This window comes from Companilactobacillus futsaii JCM 17355, assembly GCF_001435505.1.
Taxonomy (GTDB): Bacteria; Bacillota; Bacilli; order Lactobacillales; family Lactobacillaceae; genus Companilactobacillus; species Companilactobacillus futsaii.
Window position 1 is genome coordinate 49,469 of sequence record NZ_AZDO01000108.1, and the last position, 18,643, is coordinate 68,111.

Consider the following 18,643-nt stretch of genomic DNA (forward strand, 5'->3'; position numbering starts at 1 on the left):
GCTTAGGGAGATAACGCTGTGGAAAAAATCATATCAATAAAAAATTTAACGTATACTTATCCCGATTCAAAAACACCAGCTATCAATGATTTGTCATTAGATATTTATAAGAATGAATGGCTCTCAATTGTGGGGAAAAACGGGAGTGGCAAGTCTACCTTGACTAAATTAATTGATGGCTTGATTGAAGCAGATTCTGGAACGATTGTTATTGATGGGGAAGTCATTAACGAAGAAAACATTTGGGACGCCAGAACTAAAATTGGTATTATTTTTCAAAATCCAGATCATCAATTTGTTGGAGCAACCGTAGAAGATGATGTGGCCTTTGGACTTGAGAACCAAGGTATGCCCCGAGAACAGATGGTTAAAGAGATTGATCGAGCATTAGATTTAGTGAAGATGTCAGATTTCAAAACACGCGATCCTCAATCATTGTCCGGTGGACAAAAACAACGTGTCGCTATTGCCGGAGTTTTGGCCACTAAACCGCAAATCGTTATTATGGATGAATCTACTAGCATGTTGGATCCTGATGGTAGAAAGAAAGTTTTAGATTTAGTTCAAAAATTACGTCAGGAGCAAGATTTAACGATTATTTCTATTACGCACGATATTGAAGAGACGGAATTATCACAACGAATTGTCGTTATTAATGACGGAAAAATTGTACAAGCAGGAACACCATCGTCTATTTATGATATTGGGCCTCATTTGACTAAATTTGGACTTGAGGAACCATTTTCTAGTCAATTAGTCCAAACACTAAGGAATAGTGTAAAGTTGCCTGAAGGGTATTTAAATGAAGAGGAGTTGAAGGAACAATTATGGAAATTACATTCGAGCATGTAACACATTCTTATAATGTAAATAGTCCAACAGCGAGTCTTGGTTTAGATGATGTTTCAATGACGATCAAAGATAAAAAATTTACGGCTATCGTTGGGCAAACTGGTAGTGGTAAGTCGACTTTAGTTCGTCATATCAATGCTTTGTTAAAGCCAACTTCAGGAACAATTTTAGTCGGTGACCGCAAAATCACTTCTGAAACTAACAATAAGAATCTTAAATCATTGCGTAAAAATATTGGTATGGTTTTTCAATTTCCTGAGAGTCAGTTGTTTGAAGATACAGTTCAAAAAGACATTATGTTTGGTCCAATGAATTTTGGAGCTAGTGCACGAGAAGCTAAAGCAGCAGCCAAAAAAATGATAAAATTAGTTGGTTTAGACGAGTCTTATTTGGAAAAGTCGCCATTCGATTTATCTGGTGGTCAGATGCGTCGTGTGGCGATTGCTGGCGTATTAGCAAGTGATCCGGAGACTATTATTCTAGATGAACCGACTGCTGGTTTGGATCCAGTTGGGCGTTTTGAAATCATGAATTTATTCAAGAATTTACAACTGAAAGGTAAGACAATTATCTTGATCACGCACAATATGGATGATGTGGCTAATTTTGCTGATGAGATGGCAGTTATCCACAGTGGAAAACTCGTTGCGACTGGTTTGCCAAAAGATGTTTTTAATCAACAAGATTTACTAAAAGAGGATCTGTTGTCATTGCCTAAGAGTGCTGAATTTGCTAGGGAACTTAGCAGCCAAGGTTTTCACTTCGATAAGTTGCCTATTACGATTACAGCCTTAGGAAAAGAAATTAAACAACAGTTAGGTGATTAAATGGATAAGATAATTTTGGGAAGGTATTTACCTGGGGATTCATTATTGTATCACCTAGATCCTCGAGGTAAATTTTTATTAACGTTTTATTTTGTGGGGATAGTTTTTTTAGCTAATAACGGTGCATCTTATGCTTTCTTATTAGCATTCGTTATCTTTGCTGTCTACTTGTCAAAAATCAATTTTGGCTTCTTTATTAAAGGTTTAAGACCAGTTTTTTGGTTGATTTTGTTTACAGTCGCGTTGCAATTGCTATTCACGCCTAGTAATAATCCTATTTGGCATTGGGGAATATTTACTTTCTCCAAAGATGGGTTAGTGATTGCAGGCTATATTTTTATGCGGTTTGTATTGATTATTTTCATTTCGACTTTATTAACATTAACGACTACCCCGATAGAAATTTCCGATTCAATCGAGAGCATTCTCAAGCCATTGAAAAAAGTTAATTTTCCAGTGACCCAAGTAGCTTTAATGTTGTCGATTGCATTAAGATTCGTGCCGTTATTAGTTGATGAGACAACTAAAATCATGGATGCTCAGCGTGCTCGTGGAGTTGATTTTGGGGAAGGTGGTTTGATCAAGCGGATCAAGTCATTCGTACCTATTTTGATTCCTTTATTTGTTAGCAGTTTTTCAATTGCTTATGATTTAGCAATCGCTATGGAATCTCGTGGTTATAAGGATGGAGAAGGTCGGAGCAAGTATCGAGTTTTGAAATGGGAAAAACGTGATACTTTGACAATTTTATTCATGCTAGGTTTGACAGTTATTTTATTATTTTTACGGAGTTATTAATTTATGACGAGATATAAATTGACGATAGCTTATGATGGAACTAAGTTTCATGGCTTTCAACGACAAAATGATTTACGAACAGTTCAAGGAGTTTTGGAAAGAGCTCTGACTAAAATGACCAAAGGACAGCACGTTAATGTCGTGGGTTCTGGCAGAACTGATGCTGGAGTCCACGCTTTTGGTCAAGTGATCCATTTTGACTATCCAGGGCAAATTCCAGCAGAAAATATGTTAAGAGCGATTAATTCTTTGATGCCACTGGACGTTTTAGTGAAAGATTCAGAAATAGTCGATGAGAATTTTCATGCGCGTTTCGGAGTTAAGAAAAAAACTTATCAATATCGAGTTGACTGTGGATATTATACTGATCCTTTCAAGCGGTTTTACACAGGCCATTATCCATATAAAGTATCTGTGGATAAAATTCAAACGGCACTCAAAGATTTGGAAGGTGAGCATGACTTTACGAGTTTCGCCGCTTCGGGTGGTGTGATTGAAAATAAAGTTAGGACTATCTATTTGGCGACATGCGTGTATAATGGGAAGAATGACGAATTAGTTTTCGAATTTACAGGCAATGGCTTCCTATATAATATGGTTAGAATCTTGGTTGCTACTCTGTTAGAGATTGGTAATGGGCGCAGAGATGTACACGATTTCTTGAGGTTGTTTGAAGTGAAAGACCGTCAAGAAGCACGAGGAACAGCACCTGCTAGTGGGCTATATTTAAAAGAAGTTTTTTATGATTAATCTGTGGATAATTATTGACTTACAATGAAAATCACAGTATTATTGTAACTGGTATTGTTTGCCCCACGATAAGCCCCGGAAACTTATTGAGTTGTCAAACAGACGTAGAAACTGGAGGAAATTAAAGTGCGTACAACACCATTAGCAAAAGCAAGTGAAGTTGAACGTAAATGGTATGTAATCGACGGTGAAGATGTTGTCTTAGGTAGACTTTCATCTGTTGTTGCTTCTATTCTTAGAGGTAAGAACAAACCAACTTACACACCTAACGTTGATACAGGTGATAATGTTATTGTCATCAATGCAGATAAAGTTAGATTAACAGGTAAGAAAGCTAAGAATAAGATTTATTATTCTCACTCAGATCACCCAGGTGGGTTGAAGAGTATTAGTGCCGGTGAAAAGAGAGATACAAAGCCAGAACTCTTTGTTGAAGACTCAATTCGCGGTATGTTACCTAAGAACACTCTTGGTCGTCAAGAAATCAAGAAGTTGCATGTTTATGCAGGTTCAGAACACAACCACCAAGCACAAAATCCAGAAATGTTGGATATCAACAAACTAATTTAAGGAGGAAAAGAATTTGGCACAAGTATCATACGCCGGAACAGGTCGTCGCAAGGACTCAGTTGCTCGTGTACGCCTAGTACCCGGAAACGGAAAGATTACTATCAACAAACGTGATGTCAAAGATTACATTCCTTTTGACAATTTGATTGCTGATATGAAACAACCTCTAGATGTCACTGAAACAGCAGACAGCTATGACGTTATTGCTAACGTTAACGGTGGAGGCTTCTCAGGACAAGCTGGAGCAATTAGACATGGTATCGCAAGAGCCCTACTTGATGTTGATCCTGATTTCAGACCATCACTTAAGTCAGCAGGCTTCTTAACACGTGACCCTCGTATGAAGGAACGTAAGAAACCAGGTCTTAAGAAAGCCCGTAAGGCTTCACAATTCTCAAAACGTTAATATTTATTATTTCCAGTTTTGGTTCAAAAACATCTCTCAATGCGAGGGATGTTTTTTTGTTATAATTAAGGAAAAAATTGGAGGATATCGATGTTCTGGCTATTACTAGCACTGATTATTATCGTCAATTTATATTTGTATTTTCATTACAGCAAACGTAGTAAACAAAAGATTCAATCAATTCTTGATACTCCAGAGATTGTTAGTGAAATTAAGGAGATAGTCCGTAATCACAACGATTCAAAATTAGTGTTAAAATTGATACGCGATAAGTACTTCTTGAACACTAAGGAAGCCATTTTAGTCTTAAAGAGGATAAAAGAGGAGAAAAAATGATTGATTTGACAAAATTATCCACAAGTTATCAAGTGAGAAGACTCAAACCTCAAGATGCTGATCACGTTTTGAGGTTAGTTTTGAGTAATGACAGTTATTATAATTTCTGTCCACCACGTCCTAATCGCCATACTATTTTGGAAGATATTAAAGTTGTTCCTGCCAATAAGACGATGGATGATAAGTACTATGTTGGTTTTTATGATCACGATAAATTAGTGGCAGTTTTAGATTTGATTAGCGGTTATCCTGATGAAAAAACTGCTTGGATCGGTTTCTTTATGGTCGATGCTGCCTTTCAAGGTAAGGGAATAGGGTCCAAGATATTTGTCGGAATTGAAAAGGAATTAACGAAGCAAGGTTTGTCGAAAGTAGAATTAGCCTTTGCTAAAGGAAATGCCAAGAGCGAGAAATTTCTTTTGAAGAATGGTTATCAAAAGACGGGACAGGAACTCAATGTACCCGGTTATACGGTAGTGGTTGTGGAAAAAAAGTTATAGATTTTTAAAATCTTTGTAAACAAGACTTAATATTAAGAAAGCATAAAATCCAAACATCAAGTAGTAGTTGAAGTTATAATATTAAGTGTCATTATGTATACAAAGGATTTAAGAGGTCTAAAATGTCATATAAAGTAAATTTTGAAAATATAGAAACAACGGGTCTGGAGGATTCCCCAGTTGCCAAAAATTTAGCTAAATTACGTGCTAATGAGGCTAGATTTTTTTGGAATAAATACCAACATGAATTAGTTACTATGCCAGCTGATGAAGTACCCGAGATTTTGAATCGAATTGAAGTAATTTTGAAGGAACGAGATTTAAATTTGCCTTACAAAGCTCTAGAAGTCAGTGACTTTGCTGCCAACAATGTTCGCTGGTCACAAGTTTATTACGATAATGGGCTAGAAGTTAGCGTTATTTATAGTTTGAATAAAAATGGTCGTCATTCAGTCAGTTTTAAATTAGCACATGGAATTGACGTACCAGCTGAATTGAATAAGAAATTTAAATTTGTCCACCAAAGATCACAAGCAGCAGATAAAATTAGAAGTGCCTATTTTATTTTGCAACGTAATTATTAAAAAAGAAGCTATCAGAGTAATAATGCATAAATTCTGACAGCTTCTTTTTTTATTTGACGGCAAAACCGGTGTAAATAGTGATAAGAACCATTAGTAAAGTGATGAGTGCAATCCCACTAATAATAATGAAATGACGTTTCTTGTTCATCAAGAAAATAGCGGCAAATTCTCGAATTAAAGCATTGGGCAAAAAGTAAAAACGAGTTGGTGCACCGATACCATTTGCGGCCAAGTGTGCCATTTTAGCATAAATTCCAGCCCGAAAGATGTGATAATTGTTGCTGAAGAATTTGATGTAAGCTTTGTCACTGCCAAAGTCCTTTTGAATCAATGCTTTAGAATACTGCATATTTTGCAAAGTATTGCGTGATTTATCTTCTAAAAGGACTAAATTTTTGTCCCAACCTTGAGTAATCGCAAATTCAGCCATTGCTTGAGCTTCAGATAATTTCTCATCGGGTCCTTGTCCGCCGGAAAAGACGATTTTGGGTGCAGGACGACCTTTTTTAACTTGCTTTTGTGCAAATTTGATAGCAGCTTTGATACGATTGCCTAGTAGGGTCGAAACTTGGTCACCATTGATCAAACCAGCGCCTAGAACGATTAAGTAATTGGCTTTGTATCGTCTGGGTAGGAATTGATATAGTAGAACATTTACTAAGAAATTGTACGAGCAAATTACTAAGTAAGTACCAATGACCGGGAGTCCGGCTATCAAAGTGTTGAACCAATCAGGTAAGAATCTTGAATGTCCAGCCATGAACAAATTGGCGAACCATAAGATGATTAAAAATATCGCTAATAATAGTGTCAACATATTGGATAAGGTGTGACTTTCCCTTTTCCAAACGATAAAGGCATTCCACAAGAGAAGTAGCCACATCATAGCTAAAGTAATTACGATGATACCCACGATAACTAAGAAAAGTATTCCCATTGTGGTGATAAAAATCAAATTGGCAGTACTAAAAATCAAAACTGCTAGTTCGGCTAAAAAACTAATAAAAAAAATCGTAAAAGTAATTCCATTTATTAATCGGCGTGGTTCATAAAGCCATAGTCCCAAGAAGATACCAAAAAGAATTAACGTAATGATTCCCCAATAAGCTGATATCCTCTGGAGTTCATTCATGTATGAAACGAGTCCATTCATAATCCGCCCCTCCTATAATCATTCTAATTTTAGCATATAGGATAATTTCTGAAACGTTATTAGCAACGCCAAGTTGTTCATGTCATAATGGAAATAGAGGAGGGTTTTAGATGAGTGAAATTAAACTGATTTTAAGCGATATTGACGGAACGATTTTAAATGACAAAAATGTGATCGATACAGGCTTAAAAACTGCTATTAAGAAATTACATCAAAGAGATGTCCCATTTGTTTTGGCTTCGGCTAGATCTCCTGAAGGGATGAAACAAATTGCTTCAGATTTGGATGTTCTAGATAATCCAATTGCTTGCTACAACGGTGCTCTAGTCGTTAAAGATTTGCAGAATAAGAACTATACCACTATTTTAAGCCATGAATTGAATGTACCTGAAGTAGAAGAGATGCTTACGATTCTTGAATATAAATTCTCAGAGATCTCTGTCAATTTATATTCGGGTTCTGACTGGTATGTCAGTGATTTAGACAAGTGGATTCAAATTGAAGCTGATATTACTAAGATGAATCCAATCGTTAAGAGCTTGCCAAAACTAATTGCAGAACATACTGTACCAATTCACAAATTGTTGTTGATTGGCGAAACTGAACAAATTCAAAAAGCTATAAATTACTTCAAGCGGTCAGATTTTTCAAATAGTTCGTTTTACTTATCAAAACCCAATTATTTAGAAATCACTAACAGCAATGTTTCTAAAGAAAAAGCTTTACGTGAATTGGCTAAAACTTATCAATTGGATTTGGCAAACACGATGACTTTAGGCGATAATTTCAATGACGTTTCGATGTTAAAAATTGCTGGGTTAGGTGTTGCAATGCAAAATGCTCCAGTTGAAGTTCAAAAATGTGCTAATGTGGTAACAGAGACTAATAACCAAAACGGAGTCTCCAAAGCAATTGAAAAATACGCTCTCTAGGGGGTTAGTATGATGGAAAAAATTTCAGTTATTAAAGGTGATATTGCTTATTTACCATTTCATGTGGATGCCATTGTCAACGCGGCCAATTCAGCTTTAGTGCCGGGTGGTGGCGTTGATGGAGCTATTAATAAAAAAGCAGGTCCAGATCTTGGTCGAGCTATGTTGAAATTTGGTGGTACGCCAACAGGGACAGTTGTTTATACGCCAGCATTTGATTTGAACGCTGATTATGTCATTCATGCGGTTGGACCTAGATATCAAGATGGTGAACATGGCGAAGCTGAATTACTAGCAACTGCCTACCAATCAATTATGAAGCTGGCTCAAAAATTAGAAGTAAATTCTTTAGCCATTCCGTTCTTAAGCACTGGTGTTTATGGTTATCCACTAGAAGAAGCTATTAATATTGCTATGGAAAACGTGAAGAAATTTAATTTGGATGCACGAATTTATTTTGTAGCTTTTGATGAATCTACAGAAAAAATTGCTAAAAAACGTTTGTGATTTTTAATAAAATTAAAGAAATTCCAATTTAACTGTTGACAAAAATAAAATTAAGATTTAATCTCATAACAACAAATTAATTCGTCCATAAACCGATGAGATGGAGATCAAGATTATTGTGCACGCCCAGAGAATTGCCGGTGCTGAGAATGGCAGTCGAACGCAGATAATTAAATGGACCATCGAGGGTTTCCCCGAAATTATAGTACGGGAAGACGTCTGGCATACGTAAGTTGTCGGGAGGATGTTGGTCCTTCGCTAAGAGTAATGGATGAAGAATTTGAGTATATTTTTGGTATACTCTATTTTTCTCCATTAAAATAAGGTGGCACCGCGGGTAATCCGTCCTTAAACTTAATTGTTTATGGACGGATTTTTTTTATTCTCAAGGAGGCTTTCTTATGAAAAATGATAGACGATGGCAAACTTCAAATTAATTAACAAACTATTAATTTGGAGGAAGAAAAAATGATTGAAAATGCTATTAAAAAAATTACTGCAGGTACAGATTTAACTTTTGAAGAAACTAACCAAGTGATTGATGAAATAATGACGGGTAAAACTAGTCCCGTTCAAATTGCTAGTTTCTTAACCGCTTTGAGTGTGAAAAAAGAAACTGTAGAAGAAATTGCCGGAGCTGCCAATGCTATGAGAAACCGAGCTTTGGACTTTCACGCTGATGAACCAGTGTTAGAAATCGTTGGTACTGGTGGGGATCATTCAAATTCATTTAATATCTCTACTACTTCAGCTTTAGTCGTTGCGGCCAGTGGAATTCCAGTTGCTAAACATGGCAATCGAGCTGCTAGTTCAAAGAGTGGTGCCGCTGATGTTTTAGAATCTCTTGGTGTCAAGATTCAAGTTGATCCTAAACAAAGTGAAGCCATTCTCAATCAAATCGGCATTTGTTTCTTATTTGCTCAGGAATATCACAAAGCAATGAAATTTGTCGCCCCAATCAGAAAAGAATTAGGAATCAGAACTTTATTTAATATCTTAGGTCCACTGGCAAATCCAGCTCACGCTAATAGCCAAGTATTAGGTGTTTATGATGAAAGTCTAGTAGAACCGATGGCAGAGGTCTTACATCAGTTGGGTGTAGAAAATGCCTTAGTAATTCATGGTCAAGATGGATTCGATGAAGCTTCCATTTCTGCACCAACTACAGTGATGGAAGTACATGGTGACAAATTCAAAAAATACGAAATAACTCCGGAACAATTTGGCTTAAATCGGGCAACTAAAAATCAAATTATCGGTGGCACACCACAAGAAAATGCCCAAATCACTTTAGAAATTTTGAACGGTCAAAGTGGTGCCAAACGAGACATCATTTTATTAAATTCAGCCTTAGCCATTCATACAGCTAGACCGGAACTTTCGATTCAACAAGCTATTGCAATTGCTAGACAAACTATCGACAGTGGACAGGCATTAGCGAAACTAAATCAATTTATCAAATTAACTGAAGCGGGTGTTGCAGCTTGATATTAGACGACTTAGTAGCGGCAACCCAAAAGAGAATAGTTGCTGAAAAAAGAATTCATAGTTTGAACAACCTCAAACAACAAAGCCAAAAAATTCCAACAAAGAATCCACAGCTGATTGTTGATAAGTTGTTAGAACCAGGATTGACCTTTATTGCCGAAATCAAAAAGGCTTCTCCGTCAAAGGGTGTAATTGTTCAAGATTTTCCATATTTGAAAATAGCTCAAGAATATCAAGCCGACAAGATTGATATGATTTCTGTTTTGACTGAACCTGATTATTTTCAAGGTAATTTAAAATATTTACAACAAATTACACAAGAAGTTAACTTACCGGTTTTACGCAAGGATTTTACGATTGATCCTTATATGATTTATCAAGCAAAAATTGCTCAAGCCAGTTTGATTTTATTGATAGTAGCAATTTTGTCAGATGAACAGCTGAGGGACTATTTAAAATTAGCCAAAGAATTAGGTCTAGCAGCCATCGTGGAAGTACATGACGAAACTGAATTAAAACGGGCTTTACGAGCTAAAAGTGAAATTATTGGCATCAACAATCGCAACTTAAAAGATTTTTCAGTCAATTTCAATAATAGCCTTAAATTAAAACAATTAGTTCCAGCCGGTATTCCCGTGATTGCTGAAAGTGGAATCAAGACAAAAGCCGATATTAAACTTTTAAAAAACGCAGGTATCAATGGAGTTTTGATTGGTGAAACATTTATGAAAGCTAATAATAAAGCCGAAATTATCAATGATTTCAAAAGTGTGTAAATTATGACAAAAATTAAAATATGTGGACTGATGACACCAAAAGATATTGAGGCCATAAATATCGCAAAACCAGATCTAGCTGGATTTATTTTTGCTCCCGGTCGGCATCAAATTAATTTATCACAGGCCATGGTCTTGAGAAAAAAACTGAATAAAGAAATTCCCAGTGTTGGAGTTTTCGTAGATGCACCATTAGAAGAGATGCACAAGGTTATAAAAAGCAAAGCTGTCTCGATGATTCAACTGCACGGATCAGAAAGTGAAACAGTCATAGAAAAACTTCAACAACAAAATATTCCTGTAATCAAAGTTTTCAAACCTGATCAAATACGAAAAACCCAAGCCGATTACGTCATGCTTGATAGCGGTAAAGGGGATGGAAAAAGAGTTCAATGGCAAGATTATCAAAATGATTTTTCCCAACCTCTAATCATTGCTGGAAACTTAAATTTTAAAAATATAACAAGCGCGGTTAAAGCAATAAAACCACAATTCGTTGATTTATCGAGAGGTGTTGAAACTGACAATCAAAAAGATCCTCAAAAAATCAATGAGATAGTCAAATTAGTACATCAATTATAATCGGAGGATTTTCCTATGAAAGAAATGCAAAAAGATACAACTGATATTAGAAAATATGGTCAATTTGGAGGTCAGTACATTCCTGAAACTTTAGTCAATGAGATCAATGCAGTTTCTAAAGCTTATGATCGTTACAAAAATGATCCAGAATTTTTGGCAGAGTTTCATGATTTGCTAAACAACTACGCCAACCGACCATCATTACTATATTACGCAGAAAAAATGAGCAAAGATCTTGGTGGAGCCAAAATTTACTTGAAACGTGAAGACCTGAATCATACCGGAGCTCACAAGATCAATAACGTTATCGGCCAAGCTTTAATTGCAAAGAGAATGGGCAAAACTCGTTTGATTGCCGAAACAGGAGCCGGTCAACACGGTGTTGCCACGGCTACGATTGCAGCATTGTTTGGGATGGAATGTGAGATTTTCATGGGTAAAAAAGATACCGAAAGACAAAAATTGAATGTTTATCGAATGCAATTGCTCGGCGCCAAAGTCCATGCTGTTACTAATGGTTCAATGGTCTTAAAGGATGCTGTCAATGCCACAATGCAAGAGTGGGCTAGTCGAGTCGATGATACTTTTTATATTTTAGGATCAGCCGTTGGACCTTATCCGTTCCCTGAAATGGTGCACGATTTTCAAAGTGTCATCAGTAAAGAATCGAAGCAACAAATTCTGGAAGCCGAAGGTAAATTACCAGATATGGTCGTTGCCTGTGTCGGCGGTGGTAGTAATGCCATTGGAAGTTTTGCCGATTACATTGATGATGAAGGTGTACAACTAATTGGTTGTGAAGCGGCTGGAAAAGGTGTCGATACTGACCAGACTGCCGCAACGATTGAACGTGGATCAGTTGGGATTTTTCACGGGATGAAGTCACTCTTCTTACAAAATGACGATGGTCAAATTGATAAAGTCTATTCCATTTCAGCGGGACTTGATTATCCAGGAGTTGGACCAGAACATGCTCGTTTAGCGGAATTAAAACGTGCTCAATATGTTGGGATTACAGATGATGAGGCAGTCAATGCTTTTGAATACATTGCTAAAACCGAAGGTATCATCGCAGCGATTGAAAGTTGCCACGCTCTAGCATACGTTCAAAAAATTGCACCAAAAATGTCTAAAGATCAAATCATTGTTTGCACAGTTTCTGGCCGTGGAGATAAAGATGTTTCATCAATTGCTAAGTATAGAGGGGTAGATATCGATGACTAATTTGACAGAAGTGTTTCAAAATAATAAAGCGTTTATTCCATTTGTTGTAGCCGATGATCCGGATTTTGATACAACCGTTGAAAGTATTCTAACGTTATCCAAAAATGGTGCTGATATTGTGGAATTAGGTATTCCTTTTTCCGACCCAGTGGCTGACGGACCAGTGATCCAAGCAGCAGACTTAAGAGCCTTTAGCGCCGGTGTTAATACAGAGACGATTTTTGAAATTGTTGAAAAAGTTAGGGAATCTAGTTCGATTCCACTAGTTTTTCTAACTTATGCGAATATTCCTTTTAAGTATGATTATGACAAATTTTGTCGAAGATGCCAAGAGCTAGATATTTCTGGTTTAGTTATTCCCGACTTACCTTTAGAAGAACAAGCTGAAATCAAACCTTATGCTGATGAATATGATATTGCCTTGATCCCTTTGATTGCGCCAACGTCTGCTGACAGAATAGAGAAGATAGCGCAAAATGCTACTGGTTTTATTTATGTAGTGTCATCTCTTGGTGTGACTGGAATTAGGGATGAAATTGCTATTCAAAACTTGTCAGAGACCATTGAAAGGATTCGCCAAGTAACCGATTTGCCAGCCGCAATTGGTTTTGGAATCCACTCACCGGAACAAGCACGCAAACTATCCGAAATTGCTGATGGAATCATTATTGGCAGTGCCGTAGTCAAAATTATTTCTGAAGGAGGAACTGATGTGCAAAACCAGCTAGCACAGTACTCACAATCAATCAGAGAAAACTTATTTGAATAAAAAGAAAAAAATACTTATTGATTCATTTAAGAAACAATATTACAATTAAATTAATTTATTTTTAATTTATGGAGGGTATTTATGATGGATTACAGTTATTTTCAAGTAAACGAGCAGTCTTTGGAAGTCGAGTTTCCCGAACAGATCAACGTTGAAGAAAATAAACTAATCCAAAATATAGCTCGTGAACTAATCGAACAAAAGGCGGTTGGGGTTACGGGTGTCATACCTGCATATCATACGTTAACCGTCAATTTTGATTTTGACTTAACTTCTTTTAAAGAATTAGTTAATCAAATTGATGAAATCATTGTAAATTCAAATGAACTAACAAAAACGGGCAGGTCAATTATTGAACTGCCTGTTTTTTATAGTCCAAAATATGGTCCTGACTTAGAAGATGTGGCTAAATTTGCTTCTATCAGTGTTGAAGAATTGATCAAATTGCATTCTGGGACGGATTATTTTATTTATATGATGGGCTTTTTGCCAGGCTTCGCATATATGGGTTCAGTTCCTGAAAAAATCGCTATGCCAAGACTTGAGGTTCCTCGTAAAAGTATTGCCCCTGGGAGCGTCGGTATTGCTGGAGCTCAGACGGGAATGTATCCAGTCGAATCTCCTGGCGGATGGCGTATCTTAGGGCGGACCCCAGTTAAGTTATATGATCCAGCCCGACCACAGTTGAAATATCGTTCTGGTGATTATATTCGTTTCGTTCCCATCGATGCAGAAGAATATCGAAGAATCCAGCAGTTGGATGCTGCCGATAAGTATTCGTTAAAGGTTATCAAGGAAGGAGACATTGATAATGGCTAATTTTGTTCGTGTTATTCAACCGGGATTATCGACTACTGTTCAGGATTTGGGACGTCCTAATCATCAAATTGAAGGTTTTCCTGAATCTGGTGCGATGGACAGGTTTAGTTATAAATTAGCTAATTTGTTAGTCAATAATCATCGTAATTCAGCTTCTTTGGAGTTTGTCTCAACTGGTCCGACTTTACGATTTGCTTGCGATTCCTTTATTGCTTTAACTGGTGGCAAAGTCAATGCTACTTTGAACGATCAACCGATATTGCAAAATGAAGTAGTGGAAGTAGCTGAAGGTTCTATTTTAAAAATAGGTCCGGTGATTGAAGGCAATTACGGTTACTTAGCTTTTTCAAACGGCGGTGTTATTACTCAACCGGTTTTGGACAGTCGCTCAACAACTTTACGAACAAAAATGGGTGGACTCGATGGACGAGCTTTAGAAACCGGCGATACGATACCAATTCGAGATAGTGTAGTGATGCCTAGCTTAAGTTCTCGAAAAATCGTTATTAAATCAGAAAAAGTTACGGAAATTCATTTCGTCAAAGGACCGCATTGGGAGATGTTTTCAAAAAAAACTCAAGAACAATTTCAAAGTGAAATCTATCAAATATCAGAACAGATGGATCGAATGGGTTATCGCCTCAACGGTCCCAAATTAGAAGTTCCTAAAAAGAGTTTGTTGTCAGAGGGAACGGTCTTGGGCAATATTCAGATCACTCGTGATGGTAGTCCAATTGCTCTATTAGCTGACCGTCAGACGACTGGTGGCTATCCGGTGATTGGAACAATTATTCGTGCCGATTTGAATAGATTTGTCCAAATGAAACAAGGCCAGCAATTCAAATTTGTGTTGACTGATATAGATACGGCAGTTGAAAAATTGGTTCAGCAGCAAAAAGTTATTAACGATACTTTTGAAAAATGGTATGCCGGACGCTACATTGAACCGATTGGACCAATTAGACGAAATGCTATCAAAATTAGTCGTTTGATTCGAGCTAACAAATAAGGAGGATGAATGAAATGGAATTAGATAAAGTTCAAAAAATGATTGAATTGATGAATAAAGCAGGTTTGAGTCATTTAGAAATTGATGACAAAGAAGGTCATATCGTTTTAGAACGAAATATTACTAGCTCTGAAAATGTTGCTCCACGACAGACAATAAGTCCTGAACTAACATCAGAGGAAAAAACCATCACAGCACCATTCGTGGGAACCTTTTATTCATCCGAACAGCCTGATAAAGCCCCTTTAGTAAAACCAGGTGACAAAGTAACAAAAGGTCAATCGATTGCGATTATTGAAGCTATGAAAATGATGAACGAAGTAAAAGCTGATCGAGATGGTGTCGTTGATAAAATTCTTGTGTCAAACGGTGATCCAGTTGAATATGACCAACCACTGTTCATGTTGAAATGAGGTTGTTTGAATGAAAAAAATATTGATTGCCAATCGCGGAGAAATTGCCGTAAGAATTATTCGCGCCTGTAAGGTTTTGGATATTCTCAGCGTGGCAGTTTATTCGACGGCCGATAAAGATGCGATGCACGTTGCCATGGCTGATGAAGCAGTTTGTATCGGGGGACCAAATCCAGAAGATAGTTACTTGAATCAAAATAGTATCATTGCTGCAGCTGAAATCACCCAAGCTGATGCGATTCATCCTGGATATGGCTTCTTGTCAGAGAATGCTGATTTTGCCAAATTATGTGAAGAACAAGGTATTAAGTTTATTGGTCCAAGTTCAGAAGTTATTGCGATGATGGGTGAGAAATCAACAGCTCGTGAGACGATGATTCAAGCTGGTGTTCCTGTTATTACTGGTTCGAAGAGTGATTTTTTAGACCTTAACGATGCCAAAATTGCCGCTGAAAAAATTGGTTATCCAGTCATGCTCAAAGCTAGTGCCGGTGGTGGTGGCAAAGGGATGCGTGTTGTTGGAGATGTAAAGGATTTAGAAAGAGAATTTGATTTAGCTCAAGCTGAAGCCAAAGTGTCTTTTGGAGATTCGCACATGTACCTTGAAAAATTCTTGGCCCATCCACGTCACATTGAAGTCCAAGTTGCGGCTGATCAATTTGGTAACGCAATTGCTATTGGAGAAAGAGATTGTAGTTTGCAGCAACGCCATCAAAAAGTTATCGAAGAAGCACCTGCTAGTACATTAGACGAAAAAACACGTCAACAAATGTATGACGTGTCAGTGAAAGCAACTCAAGATATTGATTTTGAAGGATTGGGGACAATAGAATTTTTGGTCAATGGTCCTGAAGAATTTTACTTTATGGAAATGAATACTCGAGTTCAAGTTGAACATCCAATCACGGAATTGACTAGTGATGTTGACTTGATTGACTTACAGATCAAAATTGCCCAAGGAGAACCGATTCCTTTTGCAGAAATTCATGAACACAACTTCGCCTTGGAATGCCGGATCAATGCCAAAACTGCCGGTAAGATTGAAGCACTGCATTTGCCAGCTGGTCACGGAATTAGAACAGACAGTGCTTTGTATCAAGGCTATAAAGTACCATCATATTACGATTCGATGATTGCCAAAATCATCAGTTTTGCTTCTGACCGTGAAACGGCGATTCGTCAAATGTCAGAAGCTCTAGAAGAGACAGTTATTGATGGAGTTCAGACTAATCTAGACTTTTTGATGCAAGTGATTGAAGAGCCTGATTATAAAATTAACCATACTGATATTAGTTGGTTGGATAATTTAGCCAATTAAGCAATTTAAAAATAGGGGGACATCATGACAAAAATTGATTTGAATAGTGATTTAGGAGAAAGCTTTGGTAGATACAGTTTAGGAAGAGATTCTGAAATTATCCCGTTAGTTAGTTCAGTTAATATTGCCTGTGGTTTTCACGCTGGAGATCCAGACGTAATGGCAAAAACCGTCGCTTTAGCAGAAGAAGCTGGCATTGGTGTCGGTGCTCATCCCGGATTTCCTGATCTACAAGGGTTTGGTCGTCGAAAAATGGCAATGAAACCATCAGAAGTGAAGAATATGATTACTTATCAAGTTGGTGCTTTGATGGCCTTCACATCTAACAAGAAATTGCAGCATGTGAAACCGCACGGGGCTCTTTACAACATGGCTGCCACGGATCATGATTTGGCAGTTGCCATCTGTGAAGGAATCAAACAAGTTGATCCTGATTTGCCGATTTATGGTTTAGCTAATTCTGAGTTGATCAAAGCTGCTCAAGAAATGGACATTCCCTATGCTCAAGAAGCTTTTGGCGACCGCAATTACAATGATGATGGAACTTTGGTCAGTCGCTCATTGCCAAATGCAGTCATCAAGGACCCTCAAGAAGTGGCTAAGAGAGTCAAGACCATGATTGAGAATGAAGAAATAATTGCTGTTGATGGAACGAAAATACCTCTAAAACCAGATTCAATCTGTGTCCATGGCGATAACCAGCAGGCTTTAAATATTGTTTCTGAATTGAGAGCCACATTAATTGATGCTGGGATTGAAATTGTTCCCTTCTAAACTATAGAAAAAGGTAAAGAGAATTATGGATAAGAAAGAAAAAGAATTTGTGGATCCAAAGATGACTCCAACTCGTTCTCCACGAAGTATAGCTATGGGTGCAGCGTTCTTGATGGCGATGGCAGCTGTGGGGCCAGGATTTTTAACTCAAACAGCGACTTTTACAGGCGAAATGGGAGCAAACTTTGGTTTTGCAATTTTACTTTGTATCATTGTAGACTTCATCGTTCAAATGAATGTTTGGCGCATCATCGTCGTCAGTGGCAAAAGAGCTCAAGTTATTGCTAACGAAGTCTTACCAGGATTAGGTTATGTCTTGTCATTTTTAGTTGCCATTGGGGGACTTCTGTTCAACATCGGTAATATCGGTGGGGCTGGTTTAGGATTAAATGTTTTGTTTGGAATCTCTCCTGAAAACGGCGCGGTAATTGCTGCCTGTATTGCGATTGCTATCTTCGTTGCTAAGAATGCCATGACAGTCGTTGATCGAACAGTTCAATTGTTGGCAGTCGTAAAAATCGGTATTTTGATTTATATCATCTGCGTTATGGCTGTTCCTTATCAACAAGCCGTGACACACACGTTTATGCCAACTAATATCAACTTTTATTCAATCGTAACTATTATTGGTGGGACTGTTGGTGGATATATCTCTTTCTCCGGAGGTCATCGTTTGATTGAAGGCGGAATGAAGGGTGAAAAGGAATTGAAATACGTTAACGAAGGTGCCATCACTGGTATCGGTGTTGCTTCCTTGATTCGAGTGCTCTTATTCTTAGCCGGATTAGCAGTCGTTAGTGTCGGTTATAAACTGGATCCAAGTAATCCTGCTGCTTCAATTTTTAAATACGCCGCTGGAAACTTCGGTTATAAATTTTTCGGACTCTTACTATTTGCGGCCGGAATGACATCTACTTTAGGCTCAACTTTTACTTCAATTTCCTTTTTAAATTATGCTAGAAAAGAAAAGTCGGAAGCAAAAATGGCTCGCTACAATCGTCTCTTAGTGATGGGCTTCATTATTTTTTCAACTGTAGTCTTTTACTTTATCGGTGAACCAGCTAAGATTCTAGTTGTAGTAGGAGCTATCAATGGTTTCATCCTGCCAATTTCTCTAGCTATCTTATTGATTGCTGCTAAGAAAAAAGACATCATTGGCAAATATCACCATTCTTGGTTCTTGACGATTACTGGCTGGTTCGTAGTAGTCTTCATGCTATACGCTAGTGTCAAAGCAGTTCTTAATCTTTTGTAAA

23 protein-coding genes and 1 other annotated feature are annotated in these 18,643 nt (G+C 37.4%); of the genes, 22 read left to right on the plus strand and 1 reads right to left on the minus strand.

All coding sequences use genetic code 11. From position 1 onward, the window contains the following. Positions 1–18 precede the first annotated feature (18 nt). From FC88_RS08235 to FC88_RS08275, 9 genes are all read left to right on the plus strand, one after another. A complete protein-coding gene (locus FC88_RS08235) occupies positions 19–852 on the plus strand; it encodes an energy-coupling factor ABC transporter ATP-binding protein (RefSeq protein WP_057814568.1) in 834 nt (277 codons plus the stop codon). After that, positions 828–1,679 (plus strand): energy-coupling factor transporter ATPase, encoded by an 852-nt coding sequence (locus FC88_RS08240; RefSeq protein WP_057814570.1) that lies wholly within the window; start codon positions 828–830, stop codon positions 1,677–1,679. Before FC88_RS08235 ends, FC88_RS08240 begins: the two co-directional genes overlap by 25 nt. Beyond that, positions 1,680–2,477 carry an energy-coupling factor transporter transmembrane component T family protein gene (locus FC88_RS08245; protein ID WP_057814572.1) on the plus strand — a complete coding sequence of 266 codons (798 nt, stop codon included), beginning with the start codon at positions 1,680–1,682 and terminating at the stop codon, positions 2,475–2,477. It begins immediately after the preceding gene. 3 nt (positions 2,478–2,480) lie between these two features. Then, positions 2,481–3,227, plus strand: a complete 747-nt coding sequence (gene truA / locus FC88_RS08250) for a tRNA pseudouridine(38-40) synthase TruA (RefSeq protein WP_057814574.1) — start codon at positions 2,481–2,483, stop codon at positions 3,225–3,227. Between the two features lie 126 nt (positions 3,228–3,353). Next, complete coding sequence (rplM, locus tag FC88_RS08255) at positions 3,354–3,797, plus strand: 50S ribosomal protein L13 (protein WP_057814576.1); 444 nt, start codon at positions 3,354–3,356, stop codon at positions 3,795–3,797. A 13-nt stretch (positions 3,798–3,810) separates the two neighbouring features. Then, positions 3,811–4,203, plus strand: coding sequence for a 30S ribosomal protein S9 (gene rpsI / locus FC88_RS08260; protein ID WP_010018559.1), 393 nt, complete (start codon positions 3,811–3,813; stop codon positions 4,201–4,203). 90 nt (positions 4,204–4,293) lie between these two features. Further along, the gene (locus tag FC88_RS08265; RefSeq protein WP_057814578.1) at positions 4,294–4,539 is read left to right on the plus strand and encodes a hypothetical protein; all 246 of its coding nucleotides are present in this window, start codon (positions 4,294–4,296) and stop codon (positions 4,537–4,539) included. Further along, on the plus strand, positions 4,536–5,039 hold the full coding sequence (locus FC88_RS08270) for a GNAT family N-acetyltransferase (RefSeq protein WP_057814580.1): 504 nt from the start codon (positions 4,536–4,538) through the stop codon (positions 5,037–5,039). Before FC88_RS08265 ends, FC88_RS08270 begins: the two co-directional genes overlap by 4 nt. Before the next feature lie 122 nt (positions 5,040–5,161). After that, complete coding sequence (locus FC88_RS08275; protein WP_057814585.1) at positions 5,162–5,623, plus strand: hypothetical protein; 462 nt, start codon at positions 5,162–5,164, stop codon at positions 5,621–5,623. 49 nt (positions 5,624–5,672) lie between these two features. Here the strand turns inward: FC88_RS08275 and FC88_RS08280 are convergent, their stop codons facing one another. Beyond that, on the minus strand, positions 5,673–6,776 hold the full coding sequence (locus FC88_RS08280) for a YdcF family protein (protein WP_057814588.1): 1,104 nt from the start codon (positions 6,774–6,776) through the stop codon (positions 5,673–5,675). Positions 6,777–6,886: 110 nt separating this feature from the next. Here FC88_RS08280 and FC88_RS08285 point away from each other — a divergent pair, with 110 nt between their 5' ends. From FC88_RS08285 to FC88_RS08345, 13 genes are all read left to right on the plus strand, one after another. Then, positions 6,887–7,708, plus strand: a complete 822-nt coding sequence (locus tag FC88_RS08285) for a Cof-type HAD-IIB family hydrolase (RefSeq protein ID WP_057814590.1) — start codon at positions 6,887–6,889, stop codon at positions 7,706–7,708. 9 nt (positions 7,709–7,717) lie between these two features. Next, positions 7,718–8,215 carry a macro domain-containing protein gene (locus FC88_RS08290; protein WP_420838790.1) on the plus strand — a complete coding sequence of 166 codons (498 nt, stop codon included), beginning with the start codon at positions 7,718–7,720 and terminating at the stop codon, positions 8,213–8,215. 86 nt (positions 8,216–8,301) lie between these two features. Continuing rightward, positions 8,302–8,568, plus strand: a binding site (T-box leader). A 115-nt stretch (positions 8,569–8,683) separates the two neighbouring features. Beyond that, on the plus strand, positions 8,684–9,703 hold the full coding sequence (gene trpD, locus FC88_RS08295; protein WP_057814593.1) for an anthranilate phosphoribosyltransferase: 1,020 nt from the start codon (positions 8,684–8,686) through the stop codon (positions 9,701–9,703). Beyond that, positions 9,700–10,479: an indole-3-glycerol phosphate synthase TrpC gene (trpC, locus tag FC88_RS08300; RefSeq protein WP_057814595.1), complete on the plus strand. Its 780-nt coding sequence runs from the start codon at positions 9,700–9,702 to the stop codon at positions 10,477–10,479. The genes trpD and trpC overlap by 4 nt, the downstream gene beginning before the upstream one ends. Before the next feature lie 3 nt (positions 10,480–10,482). Continuing rightward, on the plus strand, positions 10,483–11,061 hold the full coding sequence (locus FC88_RS08305; RefSeq protein ID WP_057814597.1) for a phosphoribosylanthranilate isomerase: 579 nt from the start codon (positions 10,483–10,485) through the stop codon (positions 11,059–11,061). A 15-nt stretch (positions 11,062–11,076) separates the two neighbouring features. After that, positions 11,077–12,285 (plus strand): tryptophan synthase subunit beta, encoded by a 1,209-nt coding sequence (trpB, locus tag FC88_RS08310; RefSeq protein WP_057814599.1) that lies wholly within the window; start codon positions 11,077–11,079, stop codon positions 12,283–12,285. Further along, positions 12,278–13,054 (plus strand): tryptophan synthase subunit alpha, encoded by a 777-nt coding sequence (gene trpA, locus FC88_RS08315; protein WP_057814601.1) that lies wholly within the window; start codon positions 12,278–12,280, stop codon positions 13,052–13,054. The genes trpB and trpA overlap by 8 nt, the downstream gene beginning before the upstream one ends. Positions 13,055–13,135: 81 nt before the next feature. Continuing rightward, on the plus strand, positions 13,136–13,873 hold the full coding sequence (pxpB, locus tag FC88_RS08320) for a 5-oxoprolinase subunit PxpB (protein WP_326838830.1): 738 nt from the start codon (positions 13,136–13,138) through the stop codon (positions 13,871–13,873). Further along, positions 13,866–14,882, plus strand: coding sequence for a 5-oxoprolinase subunit C family protein (locus FC88_RS08325; RefSeq protein WP_057814603.1), 1,017 nt, complete (start codon positions 13,866–13,868; stop codon positions 14,880–14,882). The genes pxpB and FC88_RS08325 overlap by 8 nt, the downstream gene beginning before the upstream one ends. A gap of 14 nt (positions 14,883–14,896) precedes the next feature. Beyond that, positions 14,897–15,295: an acetyl-CoA carboxylase biotin carboxyl carrier protein gene (locus FC88_RS08330; protein ID WP_057814605.1), complete on the plus strand. Its 399-nt coding sequence runs from the start codon at positions 14,897–14,899 to the stop codon at positions 15,293–15,295. Positions 15,296–15,305: 10 nt separating this feature from the next. Then, positions 15,306–16,613 carry an acetyl-CoA carboxylase biotin carboxylase subunit gene (locus FC88_RS08335; protein ID WP_057814607.1) on the plus strand — a complete coding sequence of 436 codons (1,308 nt, stop codon included), beginning with the start codon at positions 15,306–15,308 and terminating at the stop codon, positions 16,611–16,613. A gap of 24 nt (positions 16,614–16,637) precedes the next feature. Further along, entirely contained in the window at positions 16,638–17,387 is a 750-nt protein-coding gene (locus FC88_RS08340; RefSeq protein WP_057814609.1) for a LamB/YcsF family protein, read from the plus strand. A gap of 25 nt (positions 17,388–17,412) precedes the next feature. Beyond that, positions 17,413–18,642: an NRAMP family divalent metal transporter gene (locus tag FC88_RS08345; protein ID WP_057814611.1), complete on the plus strand. Its 1,230-nt coding sequence runs from the start codon at positions 17,413–17,415 to the stop codon at positions 18,640–18,642. Position 18,643 lies beyond the last annotated feature (1 nt).